A 15,322-nucleotide genomic window follows, 5' to 3' on the forward strand; every position below is an offset into this window, starting at 1 on the left:
TTCACGCGCCCGGTAAGTGTCTGGGTGGGCGAGTTGATCGCGATGAGCGCCTGTTGTTGCAGGGTGCGCAATGGCGAGGTGCTGGCCGGAGGGTTGGAGCCGTGTGCGCCCAATAGCTGCCCGCCGATGCCACCGGTACCGGTCGTGCCCGGGGGAGCTCCAGTCCCACCGCTTCCGCTATTACCGCCATTGCCGCCGGCCCCGCCGGCGCCGCCCGCCGCTGCACTGGCGCCGCCATTGCCGCCGTTACCGCCGTTGCCGATCAGGCCGGGCGTGCCGCCGGTGCCGCCGGTGCCGCCGGTGCCACCGGTGCCGCCGGTGGTGGTGGTACCAGCACCACCGGTGCCGCCCGAGCCGTTGAGCAGGCCGGCGTTGCCGCCGGCACCCCCTTTCCCGCCGGTGTCGTCGCCGAACCCGCCGATGCCGATCAACCAGCCGCCGGGCGCGCCATTGGCCCCGGTCCCAGGGGCGCCGTTAGCGCCGTTGCCTGGTCAGCGGGCGCCCGGTAAGGGCCAGGACTTGTGCGCGGGTCGAGTAGCGGTGAGACGACGGCGGCGTCGGCAGCCGCATACGCGGCTGCACCGGTGGACAAGGCTTGGACGAACTGGGCATGACACGTCGCCGCCTGCGCAGACACCGCCTGATAGGCCTGACCATGAGCACCAAACAACGCCGCGATCCCCGCCGACACCTCATCACCAGCCGCGGCCACCACCTCGCCCGTCGGACCCGCCGCCGCCACATTGGCTGCACTGATTATCGACTCGATACCGGCCAAATCACCCGCCGCTGCTGCCACCATCTCCGCGGCGACAACCACAAGTGACATCCGACCAACCTCCCAAAACCGGCCGGTGACCCAAGACGAACACGACCCGATTCCTAAGAAATATCGGACAAGTCTGTTCTTTTGTGTTGAGATACATCACTGTGGGGGATTCAGGCCCGCAGGTGGACCGGTTGATCGGGTGGGCGACCGGTTTGTCCGAGGCAAGCCGTGGTCGTCGAAAAAGGGGGTCGAGAGGGGATGTCTGTGATGACGTATCTGGTCGCTGATCCACAGATCATGACGGCTGTTGCCGCCGACGTCGAAGCGATTGGCTCGGCGGTCGGCGCGGCTAGTGCCGCCGCGGCGGGCCCGACTACGGTCCTGTTGGCCGCGGCCGGCGATGAGGTGTCGGCGGCCATCGCGAACCTATTTGGCGCGTATGGCCAGCAGTACCAAGCCGCCGCCACGCAGGTGTCGGCGGTTCACCGCGAATTCCACCAGGCGCTGGCCGCCGCCGGGCGCACCTATAGCCAAGCAGAAGCCGCCAGCATCGCTGCCCTGCAAGGCGCGGCTGCCGCGCCGGCCCAGGCGCCGACTGCTGCCATGATTCCGCCGTTCCCGGCAAACGATACGACCTTAGTCATCGGCGGCACCGGAGTCCCGATACCGTCGCAGCAATATATCGACTCCGCCAATACGCTCTACGTACGTTCGGCCAACGTGGTGCAGGGGCTGTTTACGCCCTCGGAATTGTACCCGCTGACCGGTGTCAGGAGTTTGACTCTGGACTCGTCGGTGAGCGAGGGCGTAACCATTCTCGACGACACGCTCTACGATCAAATCAACAACTCGGGCAATTCGGTGACAGTTTTCGGCATTTCCCAAGGCGCCATCATCGCTTCGCTGGAAATGGAGAACCTCGCCGCAGGCACATCCGCCTTTGGCGCAACCCCGCCGGCCGCAGACCAACTCAACTTCGTACTGGCTGGCAACGAAATGAACCCCAATGGTGGCTTGCTCGCGCGGTTCCCGGATCTGTCTCTGCCGAGTCTTGGGCTGACGTTCTACGGTGGAACACCTTCAGACACGATCTACCCGACGGCCATCTACACGCAAGAATACGATGGCTTCGCCGACTTCCCGCGGTATCCGCTCAATTTCGTTTCGGTCCTCAACGCGGTAATGGGCATTGTCTACGTGCACCCCACCTATTTTGACCTCACCGTCGAAGAGATTAATAACGCAACAGAATTGTCGACGTCTCCGGGCTACTCCGGCAACACCACCTACTACATCATTGAGACGGAGAATCTTCCGCTTTTGGAACCGCTGCGTGCACTTCCCGTTATTGGAAATCCGCTAGCCAACCTGGTCCAACCAAACCTGGAAGTGCTCGTCAATCTGGGTTACGGTGACCCGGAATTCGGCTACTCGACGGCCCCCGCGGACGTGACAACACCGTTCGGGTTGTTCCCCAATGTCAGCCCCATCACCGTCGCCAACGCTCTGGCCGTCGGCACCCAGGAAGGTATCCAAGACTTCACCCTCGACATCCAAGCCCTGCAAGCCGAGCCGCCGCCGCTACCGTCGTTCGAATTGCCTGCACCGATCGACTTCACGGCAACGGTGACCGCCGCTCCGACGCCGCTACAAGTAGTGAACACACTGACCAAGATCGTCGCCGACGACTACGCCCTTCTCCTTCCGACCGCGGACATCGGAGTTGCCCTCCTCACGACTTTGCCCGCCTACAACGTGAGCCTGTTTGTGGACCAGCTCGCCCACGGGAACCTCACCAACGCGATCGGATACCCAGTCGCTGCCACCGTCGGATTGGTCACGCTTGCGGGCGGAATTGAGTTGTTCACCACTGCGGTAATTGTGGCCACGAACATCAGCGATCTCCAGAGCCTCTTTGCCTAACGCGCCCAGGTGAATTCTGTCCGTCCACGCCCAGTTCAAAGTCGAGACCGGTATCCCGATGTTCTTCGCCGACCCACACTCACCCTGGCAACGCGGCACGAACGAGAACACCAACGGCCTCCTGCGCCAGTACTTCCCGAAGGGCACAGACCTCACCCGGTGGACCGCTGAACACATCGAAGCAGTCGCTCACGCCCTCAACACCAGACCCCGCATGACACTCAGCTGGAAGACCCCAGCCGAGGCCTTCAACGACCATCTACTGTTGCTCCAACAAACCGGTGTTGCTTCCACCGATTGAATCCGCCCAATTGACGTCATGGAGCTTCGGGGAGAACATGCGCCGCTGCGGCCTGCGCTGCACGCCTACGCCCGCGATCATCCGCGCCGCGGGTTTCCGCCCGCCTATCACGATGCCCGCCACGATCCGCTATTTCGTGAAAAGGCTACCCTCGACGGCCGCCACCAAAATGTTCGTCGCAGCCTCGACGTTGCTGCCAGGGAGGCCCTGGCTGAGCACGGCGATGCCCACGGCGCTGCCCAGGAACGCGACGACAAGGTCCAGATCGTTTATCTCTGCTGATATCTCTCCGCGCAGGCGGGCTGTGGCGAACATGTCGACCATTGCGGCCAGCAGTTCGGTGCCCTCCTGCTCAGCGGGCAGCAAGTCGGGTTGTCGGCTCAGTTCTAGTGGGACAGCGGCCAGGAACCGAGCGGTCGCTCTGTTGTTTTGGTATGCGCCCGCTAATGCGCGTAAGAACAACCCGAGCTTTTCGCGCAGCAAACCATCAGTGGTAATCGCTTGAGTGACGTCGGGCAGCAGTGTGGACAGGGCGGCCCCGAACGTGGCTTGATAGAGCTGGCGTTTGGAAGAAAAATACCGGTAGATCGACGAGTGCGTGATACTGGCGGCGGTAGCGATCCGAGTCATCCGGGCACCCGAATAGCCAGCTTCGGCGAAGTCGGCCAGAGCAGCTTCGAGAAGCCGGGACACCGTTTGTTCGGCGCTGCTTCCAGGTGGGCGTCCGAGCTGTTTGGGCGGCCCCAAACGCAGCGCCGTTGGCAAGTGGTGCGCCGACGATCTACTCATCACTAGCACCGGCAGTCATTGGACGAAACTAGCCGACAGACGTCGAAGTGTGACTGCGCCCCGCCCGTGGCTGGCGGTTGTCAACTCCGACGCCCGCTGGGCCTCGGGGTTTGGCCGAGGAGATTCGTAGTCGTCGATTGGCGCCAAGCACGCCTCGAGCTGAAGAACCCCGACTGGTCATCACCTGTATTGTAGGCACCTGAGCTGCCCAGGCCCGAGTTCGCCACATCCGAAACGTTGCCGCCCGAGTTTGCGATGCCCACATTGTCAAGGCCTGTGTTGAGGATGCCCGCGGCTAAGCCGCCCGCAGACGAGCACACAACAGCCGACCTGGGCGCTCAACCCACTGTCGGGGCGACGAATCTATGGGGCTCCATCGCCCACTACGACATAACCCGCCTCGTGCCCACCTGAAACGGGGTCTCTAACTCCTCTGTCATCCCTGAAGGGCGGGCCCTGTCATCCCTGAAGGGTCACAAGATCTGAAGAGCACGAGCAAGTCCGGCCTGACGACGGCGCGCTGGCAGCGCGATTTTCCCACTACAACACACTTGCAGGCACCGTAGCCCGGTTGCTGCGCCACAACGCGGCTTCCAGACTGCTGGCCGCGTCGGTCCCGCTGCCGACGATATCGGCAGTGCTCGGCCACGCCAGCGAAGAATCGACGAACCTATCGTCGCTAGATCCGGACGTGGATACAGCAAAATCAGAAGCCGCCGCGACGCCGGTTGGATCGCGCTTGCCCCTATATCAAGGGTCGGCGACGCAGCCGGTAGCCGCTATCCGTCCGCTTATTTCGGGAGGGCCATCTGATAGCGGCTTTCCTCAGGTGGGGAAACCCGCCTGATCGGTAGCCGGCGGTGGCGCGGGGTCCCGATCACGTTATGCCGCAGTATCACGCGGTCGACGCCGGCGTGTGCGCCGAGATATGTGGTCGCGTTGGGCCACGCCATCTTGGTCTCCGGTCCGACGTGGGCGCCGATCAGCGCGGCGAATTCCTGAAACTGTGGTCCGACGGTGACCACGGCGCCCGCGGCCGCGGCCCGCACCGTGAATTGTGTGAATGTCTGGGCGTCGCCCACATTGATAGACGCGTCGACGTCGTCGAAAGGCATGTAGACATGGCACCGATTTACCGTCTCGCCGATCAGGACACCTGCTGACCCGATTGGCAGCTGGTAGTGCGGGTTGGCGACCAGGTTCTGGCCCTGCAGTGCGGGCTGCTGCCCGCCGAACAGGCGCGCAAATCCCCGTGGCGTCTTGGGTTTGCGCGCCGTGGTCAGCAACACTGTGGACTGCGGCGACATCCCTGGCGCGATCCGGACTCTGGTGATGGTGTGGTCGGCGCGCGCCGACCACCATTCGTCTGGTCCACCAAGTGCGGTGTAGGCAGCGGTATAGCCGTCGCGTCCCTGGATCATTGACCACTTCTCCCGGGCATAGCCGATGTCGATGGCCTGGTCGTAATCATCAAAGCTGCGTCCACACGCCGCGTCGACTCCATGGCTGGCAAGATCATCGGCGATCCGACTCGCAGACGCGACCAGATACCGGGCCAGACCCGCCACGCCAACATCACGCCGCTGGGCAGACCTGCGCGTGGCTTCCGGGTGGGCTCGCAACATGATCCAGGTCCGACGGTTGGAGGGAGCCGGGTCGGCACCGATCACTTGCTGGTAGAGGCCCGTTACGTCCGTCGATGCGGTTCGCCCTACGCGGTAGCCAGCCGATACGACATCGGCCTCCAGGTCGGGACAGTGCACCCAGAGGAGCTTCTCTAGCAGCTCGGTGTCCAGCACATCATCGGTATGTGCATGTCCGTCAACGATGACGGTCGGGGTGAACGGCCGGGGAATGAGTTCGATCACCGCAACCAGGTAATCGCCCTTCCAGCGCACCGCGACGTGATCCCCCGGCTTCACCGTGGCACCGACGACGGGTTCCGACGGTATATCCGGTGGCTTGCGGCGGCGCCGCAACCACGCGTAGAGCGTCGCGACCCAGCCGGTGAGCCGACGACCGTAGAAGGTGACAAACGCCAGCATGGCGCCTAGCGCCGCCAACGCGATACCCGCCCACCAATAGCGCGTGGACAAGAAGAGCATCACTGCCGGTGGGGCCAGCCCGGCGACAACCGCGGTGTGCCCGGTGGCGAACCGTAGCCCTAGAGGATTCCTCATCGCCGTCTCAACGCCCGCCGCGTCAACGCGCCCAATCCCAGGACCAACACGAGGCCGGCGGCGACCAGCGCGACCGCCGTGATCGGTCCATAATCTGGTCCCGGGTCCACCACTGGCGGCGGAATCCGTCTGACATCGAACGGCGCCGACTCTGGGCCCGGTGGAACGTCCCACGTCAGTGCGGCCAGGTCGTCCACGACACCGGCACCCACAAGGTCGTCGACCCCGCCTCCAGGGTGTCTGGCCGTGGCAATGATCCGGTTGATGATCTGCGCCGGGGTCAAATCGGGAAACCGCTGCCGCAGTAGTGCCGCCAAACCCGAGACATACGCTGCGGCGAATGACGTTCCGGCGATCGGGACCGGCCCCTCCCGGCCTTCCAGGGCGTTTACCGGCTCGCCGCCGTAGCCGAGCGCGACAATATCTTCTGCTGGGGCCGCGACGCCCAGCCACGGCCCGTGCATGGAGAACGGGCTGGGCATGCCGTTTCGCGCGATCCCTCCCACGGTCAGCACCAGCGGTGCATACCACGCGGGTGTCACGACCGTCTGCACCGTGTTCCAGCCGCGTGGGTCGGCCGGCGTCGCCGGGTCAGGCAGCGGATTCTGCGCACAATCGCCGCCGGTGTTGCCGGCTGCCACGACAATCACCGCGTCCTTCTCGGTGACCGCATAGTGGATGGCGGCACCCAGGCTGGACTCGTCGATTGGCCTACTCACCTTGTAGCAGGCGGCCTCACTGATGTTGATCACACCCGCGCCGAGATTGGCGGCGTGCACCACTGCACGGGCAAGGCTACGGATCGAGCCAGCGGCCGGCGTGGCATTGGGGTCGTTTGAATTAGCTTGCGAGCCAACCGGTTCGAAAGCCTCAGATGTTTGGCGTAGTGACAGTAGCCGCGCGTCGGGCGCGACGCCGATGAACCCGTCCGTGGGGGCGGGCCGGCCGGCGATGATCGAAGCGGTGAGCGTGCCATGGGCATCGCAATCAGACAGTCCGTCACCTGCCTGATCGACGAAGTCACCCCCGGGCTCGGCTGGGACCCGAGGGGAGGCGTTGACTCCGGTGTCGATGACGGCCACCGTGACTCCAGCCCCGGTCGCGAATTTGTGGGCCTCGTTGACGCCCAAGTAGGCGTTGCTCCACGGCGGATCGTCGAAGCTGGAATCCGGCAACGTCGCAGGCTCCGAACACAACACGCGTTGCTCGGTGGGTTGGTCCGGTCCGGTCACATCCGGCGGCAACGCCCCAGGATCGATGGGAGGCGGCGTGATCGCCAACGCCGGAGGCGCGGCCAGCAAAGCTAGTGCCACCGGTATCACCAAGAAACGGTGCACGCCCGAATCACTCCATTCGTTGAGCTAGCCGCGCTGCTGCCTTCGACGCCGAGACGCTGTGGGCGCCGGGCCTGCCTGCATTTTAGACTTGGCGGCCTCGCAAGCGACGCTTTTCACCCTGACCACACCGGCCGGGTAGCGGGAGCTTCCCGGCACCGCAAACCCAGCGCCACGAAGCTCACCAAACGATGGCTGCCATGTCGCGGTTGTCCGAGCACACGCTGCGAACGGCGGCCTCGATGTCGGCGCGCGTGATGATCTGCAGATCCTCAACCGACACCGATTGACCCGCACGTTTTTGGGCAACCACTCGCGTGTCACGAAGCCCCTCCGCACGTTCGATGACGTTGCGGGCGAACCGGCCGTTCTGCATCGCGTCGATCCCGTGCTGACCCCCAGGTGTGGTGTAGTTGCGGATGGTCGCCGCCGAGTCCAGAAATGTCGCACGGGCGGCCTCGTCGAGCAGGCTGGCACGTGGCGTGGCGTAGCGGTGCCCGATTTCCACGATCTCTGCTGGTGAATAAGACTCAAACCGCAGTTTGCGGTTGAACCGACCGGCCAAACCTGGATTCACGGTGAGGAATTCGTCCACCTGATCCTCATAGCCTGCCCCGATGAAGCAGAAGTCGAATCGGTGGGTCTCCAATTGAACGAGGAGCTGGGTGACGGCTTCCATGCCGATCATGTCCGGCGTGCCGTCCTGGTGCCTCTCGATCAGAGAGTAGAACTCGTCCATGAAAATGATTCGTCCAAGCGACTTCTCGATCAGGTCGTTTGTCTTGGGTCCCGATTCACCGATGTAGTGGCCGCAGAAGTCCGACCGCCGGACCTCCCGAATCTCCGGGTGGCGGACGATCCCCATCCCCGCATAGATCTTGCCCAGAGCTTCCGCGGTCGTTGTCTTACCCGTTCCCGGCGGCCCCACCAGAAGCATGTGGTTGGTCTGTCCCTCGACAGGCAGGCCGTGCTCCAGACGCATCATGCGTACTTCGAGCTGGTCCTCGAGGGCCGATACCGCCTGCTTGACCGCGGCCAAGCCCACCTGTTTGGCCAACAGCTCTCGGCCTTGGGCCAAGAGTTCGGCGCGCCGCTCCAGCGCATCGTCATCGTCAAGTTGGTCGCGAGTCTTTGCCGTCGCGGCGTCCCAGCGGTCGGTGCGGCTGGCGATGGTTTGTTCGTCGGTGACGACCAACCGCAAATTCGGGTCTGCCAGGGCTTCTTTGGCCGCTTCGGTCAGAACTCCATTGATGGTGGCCTTCGACAGCCAGATCTGGGCCTTGTCTTCCTCCTGCAGCTGCCGGTGCACCATCCCCCGTACATACGCCAAATCGGCGACTAGCAGTGGAATATCCGCGGGGCCGATCGAGGCGGTGAGCACGTCGGCGTCGAACCGGGCTGATGACCTGTTGTGCCCAATGACGTCGACGCGGTCCAGCCAGTCCAAGGCCACCCGACCCTGTCCGAGGTGGGCCGCGGCGTGGGCTGCCAACGCGCAGATCGATGCCGTCACAGCAGACATGATGATCGCCTGTGGCGGCAGCTCTTCCGCGGCTGCCAACAACACGTCGGGCCAACGCTGCGTCGTGTACATCAGGAAGGCTCGGGCCAGCTGATGCCACTGATGGTTGGCCCAGGAATCCAACAGTTCGCGGTTAGCCAGAAGCGCCTCGGCTTCAGCGTATTCGCCGGCAATCGTCAACGCCGACGAAAGAGCCAGACCAACCTGAGATGCATCGGTCACGGTGATGCCGATATACGGACCCAGCTGGATCTCAGCCGCTAGCGTCTGGCCTATTCGGGTAGTTTCGCGGTGCAGCCATTCACTGTTGGCGTTGAGTTGTTTCAGCGCAGCTAAATCACTATCGCCACAAGCGATACGGCCCAGCCATGCGTCCGCCATCGCGGGCTCAGCGTCGGTGGCGGCCACGAACTCGGGCAACGCCGCCGCGCGTCCCTGCCGCATCATGATCGCCATGGCCCGGTCGAAATACTTGCGCGCAGTTTGCAAGTCACCCATCGTGTCCCCCATCCTCGACGCCGTGGCTGCGATGGTCATGGCTGCGCGCAATCGTGCCCGTGTCGGCTAGCGGACGGCGCCCAGCCGATCGGTGTTTACGAAAGCTGAAGCCGCTCTTGCCAGTCATGCTCACCACACTGCGTCCCAAACTCTTCGTCTCGGAGTTCCTCGGAGTTCCTCGGAGTTCCTAGGTAGCGGTAGACATCGTGACCGGCTCAACGCTGACGTAACGGTTCTCCGCGCGGAACAGTTCCATCTCGACCAGCCAGTCTTGTCCTGCCGCATTGACTTTCACCATCGCGCGGTCGACTTGTTCGATAATCACCTCAAAGCCGTGCTTGTGTGCCTCGGGCAGTTTCGTGCCAGATGGGGCGATCGTGATCACGCTAGCAGGACGCGGCGTGGGCGCGATCGCTACATCAATGCCGCCACCCTCGACAGTTCCGTCGCGATCTTTCTTTCGGCGCCCGGAGTACTCCACCACGCTCACGGTAGTGCGCGGCGCAGGCCGGGCGGAGCTGACGATATTCACTTCGGGCATGCGCACGCTGGCCCAGCGTTCCTTGTTCCGGGTGTGCACACAGACCCGCTCTCCGGCGCCGACCGTGCGGATCACGATCCGTTTGGCGATCGGGTCATCGGCAGCCACAAACACCCGCGACAGTTCACCGACATCGGTCACCGGGATCAGCAGGCGGTCACCGTTGCTCAACTTGCCCACCAACACACCCGACGGGCCGATCTCGGTGATCAACTGCGCCGGCAGCGGGCTGCGCCGCAGGCCACGGAGGTGCGGGCGGGGGCCACACATGTTGGCCGCCGCAGCGGCGGCTTGCTCGCCGTTGAGGCGGCGCAAGATCACACTGGGCGGAGTCGGGGCCGGCGTAGGAGTGCGCACCGTGAGTGTTGCCGTGCACGTCGCGTCCCCAAAAACTGTCACGTTCTGGATGACCTCATCCGCACGCAGGGTCCATGCCTGGGCGAGGATCCGCGATGTTATCGCCTCCGCCGGGTAGGCGTAGGTGGTCATCCATCCCGACTCCCCGCGAATGGCCTTCCACCGCTGCGCATTCCCCGCAACCGCGTCGGAACCCAGTCGGCGATCGAGTTCAACCATATCGGTGGCGGTAGCCACCTTGGCGCGCAACCCCTGGCACCGCAACGAGCTGGCAATCCGCTGAGCTACCGAAATCGCAGTCGCCCCAACGCTGATGCGCCACTGCACCGCTCGCGTGTTGTCAATGACCCGTAACCGCATGATCAGCCACGTTTCCCGCCGACCCGCATAGGGCGGGGTGCCGATCTCTGCGTCGTAGACCCGTGGGTAGTCACCGACTGTGCTGTGCCGCGAACCAAACGTGACGGCCGAGATCGAATCGAGCTCCAAGCCAAGCGCGTGGTGCAGCATCGGCACCAGTTCCGCCAGATCAACAACGTTGTCGCTGTCGACGGCGACCGAGCCGATCACTGTAGTTGCCCGGTGTGCCCTGCCGAGCAGTTGGACCGCCACCACCGCGGTGCCGTCGTGCACGCGCACACCGCCCCCGGAGCGGTTGTTGGCCGCGGTAATCGGCGCGTTCCAGCAGATCGGACGCCGGCCGCGCAGCATCAACACCGCCCACGACCAAGCCGGCTGACCGCGCCACGGGACGAACACCAGCGCGATGCCCACCACGACGGCGATGCCCGCGCCGAGGTAGCCGCCGAGACCCCAACTCACCAAGACGAGGACGAACACTACCCAGACCCCGACGACCCGCCGATTGCTGCCCGAGCTAAACCCGGTCAGCGTGGATCTCATCGCGACCTCCGTAGCCGGGCCGCGATCGTCGTCACCAGGATTCCGGCGGCCACGGCGCCGACGAAGCCGATAGCGATGTTGCGCGCGCGATGGTCCGCCGGCGGGGGCGGCGGGGCGGGGGTGATCACTCGGCTTTGGGCGCCTGGGGGCAGACGGTCGCCGGGGGGGATGTTGAATGTCAGTGCGGCAACCGGATCTACGAGACCGTAGCCCACTCTGTTGTTCACCCCCGATGGCGGATTGTGCGCCGACTGCACGATGCGGTTGATCACCTGATGCGCGCTCAGGTCCGGGAATTTGGCCCTTACCAGTGCCGCGACGCCGCTGACGTAGGCCGCCGAGAAGCTGGTGCCCCAAAAGGGCATGTTCTTCTCGCCGGGCCGAGAGGGCGGATAAGCATTGACCGGTCCACCGCCTTGCGGCGACAACCCCATGATGTGAGTGCCGGGCCCCGCAGCAGCAACCCAGGGACCCGCCATGCTCTTTGCGAGTGCAGCGCCGGTGGCATCGACGGCTCCGACCGACAAGACGTAGTCGGAAAACCACGATGGCGCGGAGACAAACTTGACCTGATGCCAGTCCCGTGGATCCGCGGGATCCAACGGGTCATACATCGGGTTGTTGTCGCAGCCGGCTTCCCCGTCATTGCCCGCGGCGGCCACGATCACCGCGTCCTTGACGGTGGCCGCGTACCACACGGCCGCGCCTAGCGCCCGCTGGTCGCCTGCGGCCGCCGCTGGAAGGCATGCGGTCACCGAGATGTTGATGACCTTCGCCCCCATATCGGCCGCATGCACCACCGCGCGCGCCACCGTGTTGAGAGTGCCGGCTTTGACTCGGTCCTCGGCGTTGGCCGCCGGTCGCGGGTGTACCGGTTCGAACGCGCGAGAGGACTGCCGAATCGAGATGATGGTCGCGTGGGGAGCGACGCCGACCACGCCATCGGGCGCTCCCGGCGGGGGCGGCGGCACCGCGGGCTCGTCCTCAGTCTGCGGATCCGGCGGTCCCTGCGACGGTGCCATGGCACCCGCCTCTCCCGGTGGCGGGGGTGGTGGGACGGTCTGGGTGATCGTTACCGGCGATGGCGGCGGCGGGGGCGGTACCGGGGGCGGAACCTCTACTGGTGGGGCCGGCGCTTCGGTAGCCGGCGCTGGCCCCGCAAGCGGGGGGAACGCGGGCGTCGCCGGCAAGGGCCGTGGCATGGGCAAGATCCCGAGCGGTGCAGCCGCGATAATGGAACTCACGATCGTGCCGTGCGCGTCGCAATCTTGGAGCCCGTCGTCCCCCATGATGTAGTCGCCACCGGCAACGACCGGCAACCGCGGGTTGGGAGTGACCCCGGTGTCGATGACTGCGACTGACACCCCGTTGCCGGTGCTGTACTTCCACGCCTGGCTGATGTTGAGCAGGTTGAATCCGGGCGCAATCTCGGACACATCGGGGTTTCTCACGGTGATTGGCGAAGAGCAACTGTTGGAGCGGCGCATGGCTTCCTCGGGGCCCGGCCGCCCGTCGGGGGGCACCATGGCCGGATCCACCGATGGTGGCGGGATGGCTTGTGCGGCAGGAATATTAGCTGACAGGGCAACCAGGGTGAGCGTGGCGATCACTGCCCCGGCCCATGAGCACGCCCGTTTCAATGGCGAAGCCACGTGAACAGTCCACCGAGCGCTGCCGCCGCCGGTAGCAACGCGATCATGGCCAGCACTTCGACCCATTCCACAGTCAACCGGATGAGCGGCCTAAATCTCACCGCCGGCACCAATAGTGCAGCCGCCAAACCCAACGCGGCGAACGCGGCCACTGCCACGGCGGGCCATAGCAACCCTCCTGGGACACTTTGTGGTGCATAGAGGGCGTACTTGACAATGCCGGCGCACACCGCAGCCGCGGCCCCACATACCAGCGCCACCGCTTGGTACTTTGCCGCAAATCCACGGCCCTGGGTGATGAAGAGACCGACTACCAACCCGGCAACCACCAACGCCAACCACGCCCACGGTTGTCCCGGCGTAAGAACGCCCCATACCGCCGCCGGCAAGATGATCGACACCCCGACGCACACGCCGATCTGCACCGCGTTGACGAGCCGTGCCGAGGCCGCTATCGCCGCGCCGCGGGCGGTGATGTCTGTCAATTCGTTGTCTTCGTCGTCGGTCTCGTCCTCGCTGACCGGAGATACCGTGTCCACGGGCATTCCCTCGCGACGCGCGAACAAGTCCCGGCCAGTGATCGATCCGAAGTGCGGGGGTCGCACTTGCGCGACCCAGAGTGCGATCAACGCGGTCATCCTGACCAGGACGAGCAGCCCGACCAGCACACAAATCGCCAACACCTGCAGCGAGGCCGGTCGAAACATCCGGACGGCGGCCACAGCGGCAAGGATTCCGCACACTGTGACGACTGCGGCGACCACTGCGGTCTGCCACCGCTTTTGCGTCACGACACCGATAGCAATAGCACCCAGGATCACCACCGCAAGACCGATCAGTCCGTGCGGCGCGCCAAGTCGACCCGGCGGCGCGGTGGCACCAGCGACGGCGAGCAACACCACCGCCAGCCACCCGAACCCGCTGAACAGGTCCCGGCGTTCCCGCCACCCCCACCACACCACCCAGGCCGCGACCACGAGCAGCACGCCGATCGCTCCGGCGACGACCGACGGAATCGGGCTGTCGAGCAATGCACGCATCCGTAAGGTCAGCGCCACCACTACCGCGACCGCCATTGCGATGATCGCGATTGCGGTGTGCGCGGCCGTCAGCGGCGTCACCGGCGCAAACATTCGGTCCCCACCGTCGCGGCCGAGCCACTTGCCCATGGCCGCCAATCCGGTCGATAGCGACTCGTACTGCGGTTCAAACGAGTCGCCGGCGACCCGGGGCACCAGCACCAACGTGTCGCCGTCTTGAACACCCAACTCATCGAGGCTCTTGTTGATATCCAGCCGGACACCGTTGATCTTGTGCAGCTCATAGCTACCCGCTGGCAGCGCGACTCCGTCGAAGCCCTTACGTTTCAGGTCGGCGTCGAACAGCTCTACCATTCCCTCGAAAAACCCCTCCACCGGAATTCCGGCCGGGAACACCTGGGAGCACAGATGCTTGTCGTAGGAAATGTTGACGGCACAGCGTGCCGGAAAAGCAACCTTATGTGGCGCCGTCATGGCGCCATGCGTTCAGCATCGGGAATGTATTTGTCGGCGAGTCCCGCGGTGATTTCGAAAAGCCGCAACCTAGACTTTTTCTTTAATTCATGGGCAGTGTCGATGATCCCACCTTTGGCCAGGTGCGGATCAAAGGGCAACACTTCCACAATTGCACCGACTTTGGTGAAGCGTTCCGTCAGATAAGCCAGCGCATCTTTGTCTGCCATGGCATCGGTGTGGTTGATTATCACGGTGCTGCGCGAGACCAGCTCGTGGTAGCCCTGGGATCGCAGATAGTCCACCGCGCGCAGCACTGGTCTCGACCGATCCGCGGTGATTCCCGAGACGAAAACGAGAGTGTCGGTGCTCTGCAACACCGGCTTCATCACGTCGTGTTCGAGGTCCGCGGACGTGTCGACGACGATCACGGTGTGGGTTCGCCGCAAGCGGGAGAGCACCCCGGAGAACATCGCCGGCACCAGCGGCCGCGGCTGGTCTGATGTGCGATTTCCGGCCAGCACGTCGAGTCCCACCGTATTCTGCCCCAGGTGTTCGCGGATATCCGCGTAGCCTTGCACGTCGGTGTCGTTGATGATCGCGGAGTAGTCGCCTGGTGGCGACTCGTCGATGCGGTCGGCCAGCGTACCGAAACCTGGAACGGCATCGATGGCAATCACGTTCTCCGGCCGGCACTCCCGAAACACGCCACCAATACAGGCGGCCACCGTCGTGACACCTACCCCACCTTTGCCGGAGACCACCGTGACGACGTATTGCCGCCGGATATGGCGCCGGATACGGTTCTGCAAATCGCGGTAGTGCCGTTCACTCGGCGATTCACCAGGGTTTATTTTGTGAAATGAAGCACGATAGACGAATTTTCGCCAACCCGACCCGGGCGGAATCTTTCGCGGGGCGGCCAGATCGGTAATGCGCATTGTGTCCGATACCGAATCATGGAAGTCGCGCCCAGCCGACGGATCCCCCCTTCCGGGCGCACCTTCGTCCGACATATTCGGGTCATTCCAAGGGCTCGTCACGGTCGCGATGCTAACAC

Annotated in this window: 9 protein-coding genes and 2 pseudogenes; 2 read left to right on the forward strand and 9 right to left on the reverse strand. The window is 64.4% G+C overall.

What is annotated here, in order from left to right:
* Window positions 1-89: 89 nt before the first annotated feature.
* Window positions 90-829: pseudogene (locus tag F6B93_RS23320) on the reverse strand (PE family protein); the annotation flags it as partial.
* 207 nt (window positions 830-1,036) lie between these two features.
* On the opposite strand from F6B93_RS23320, the gene F6B93_RS22345 reads away from it, so the two are divergent.
* Together F6B93_RS22345 and F6B93_RS22350 are read left to right on the forward strand one after the other, a co-directional pair.
* Window positions 1,037-2,692, forward strand: a complete 1,656-nt coding sequence (locus F6B93_RS22345; protein WP_211697033.1) for a PE family protein — start codon at window positions 1,037-1,039, stop codon at window positions 2,690-2,692.
* A gap of 16 nt (window positions 2,693-2,708) precedes the next feature.
* Window positions 2,709-2,993: pseudogene (locus tag F6B93_RS22350) on the forward strand (IS30 family transposase); the annotation flags it as partial.
* Window positions 2,994-3,122: 129 nt separating this feature from the next.
* On the opposite strand, the gene F6B93_RS22355 reads toward F6B93_RS22350, so the two are convergent.
* From F6B93_RS22355 to F6B93_RS22390, 8 genes are all read right to left on the reverse strand, one after another.
* A complete protein-coding gene (locus F6B93_RS22355; RefSeq protein WP_211697034.1) occupies window positions 3,123-3,782 on the reverse strand; it encodes a TetR/AcrR family transcriptional regulator in 660 nt (219 codons plus the stop codon).
* A 791-nt stretch (window positions 3,783-4,573) separates the two neighbouring features.
* Window positions 4,574-5,962 carry a type VII secretion protein EccE gene (gene eccE, locus F6B93_RS22360; RefSeq protein WP_211697035.1) on the reverse strand — a complete coding sequence of 463 codons (1,389 nt, stop codon included), beginning with the start codon at window positions 5,960-5,962 and terminating at the stop codon, window positions 4,574-4,576.
* Entirely contained in the window at window positions 5,959-7,299 is a 1,341-nt protein-coding gene (mycP, locus tag F6B93_RS22365; protein WP_211697036.1) for a type VII secretion-associated serine protease mycosin, read from the reverse strand. The genes eccE (F6B93_RS22360) and mycP (F6B93_RS22365) overlap by 4 nt, the downstream gene beginning before the upstream one ends.
* 178 nt (window positions 7,300-7,477) lie before the next feature.
* Window positions 7,478-9,355 (reverse strand): type VII secretion AAA-ATPase EccA, encoded by a 1,878-nt coding sequence (gene eccA / locus F6B93_RS22370; RefSeq protein ID WP_211697037.1) that lies wholly within the window; start codon window positions 9,353-9,355, stop codon window positions 7,478-7,480.
* Window positions 9,356-9,503: 148 nt separating this feature from the next.
* Window positions 9,504-11,117: a type VII secretion protein EccE gene (gene eccE, locus F6B93_RS22375; RefSeq protein ID WP_211697038.1), complete on the reverse strand. Its 1,614-nt coding sequence runs from the start codon at window positions 11,115-11,117 to the stop codon at window positions 9,504-9,506.
* Window positions 11,114-12,769, reverse strand: a complete 1,656-nt coding sequence (gene mycP, locus F6B93_RS22380) for a type VII secretion-associated serine protease mycosin (RefSeq protein ID WP_246540922.1) — start codon at window positions 12,767-12,769, stop codon at window positions 11,114-11,116. The genes eccE (F6B93_RS22375) and mycP (F6B93_RS22380) overlap by 4 nt, the downstream gene beginning before the upstream one ends.
* Window positions 12,754-14,283 carry a type VII secretion integral membrane protein EccD gene (gene eccD / locus F6B93_RS22385; RefSeq protein ID WP_211697040.1) on the reverse strand — a complete coding sequence of 510 codons (1,530 nt, stop codon included), beginning with the start codon at window positions 14,281-14,283 and terminating at the stop codon, window positions 12,754-12,756. Before eccD ends, mycP (F6B93_RS22380) begins: the two co-directional genes overlap by 16 nt.
* On the reverse strand, window positions 14,280-15,305 hold the full coding sequence (locus tag F6B93_RS22390) for a MinD/ParA family ATP-binding protein (protein WP_211699670.1): 1,026 nt from the start codon (window positions 15,303-15,305) through the stop codon (window positions 14,280-14,282). The genes eccD and F6B93_RS22390 overlap by 4 nt, the downstream gene beginning before the upstream one ends.
* Between the last annotated feature and the right edge of the window lie 17 nt (window positions 15,306-15,322).

The sequence above is a fragment of the Mycobacterium spongiae genome (genome assembly GCF_018278905.1).
GTDB lineage: Bacteria > Actinomycetota > Actinomycetes > Mycobacteriales > Mycobacteriaceae > Mycobacterium > Mycobacterium spongiae.

What these genes read in the sequence shown, in the direction of transcription:
- F6B93_RS22345 (WP_211697033.1), top strand. Translation starts at nt 1,037, where the DNA reads ATGACGTATCTGGTCGCTGATCCACAGATCATGACGGCTGTTGCCGCC.
- F6B93_RS22355 (WP_211697034.1), bottom strand. Translation starts at nt 3,782, where the DNA reads ATGAGTAGATCGTCGGCGCACCACTTGCCAACGGCGCTGCGTTTGGGG.
- eccE (WP_211697035.1), bottom strand. Translation starts at nt 5,962, where the DNA reads ATGAGGAATCCTCTAGGGCTACGGTTCGCCACCGGGCACACCGCGGTT.
- eccA (WP_211697037.1), bottom strand. Translation starts at nt 9,355, where the DNA reads ATGACCATCGCAGCCACGGCGTCGAGGATGGGGGACACGATGGGTGAC.
- eccE (WP_211697038.1), bottom strand. Translation starts at nt 11,117, where the DNA reads ATGAGATCCACGCTGACCGGGTTTAGCTCGGGCAGCAATCGGCGGGTC.
- eccD (WP_211697040.1), bottom strand. Translation starts at nt 14,283, where the DNA reads ATGACGGCGCCACATAAGGTTGCTTTTCCGGCACGCTGTGCCGTCAAC.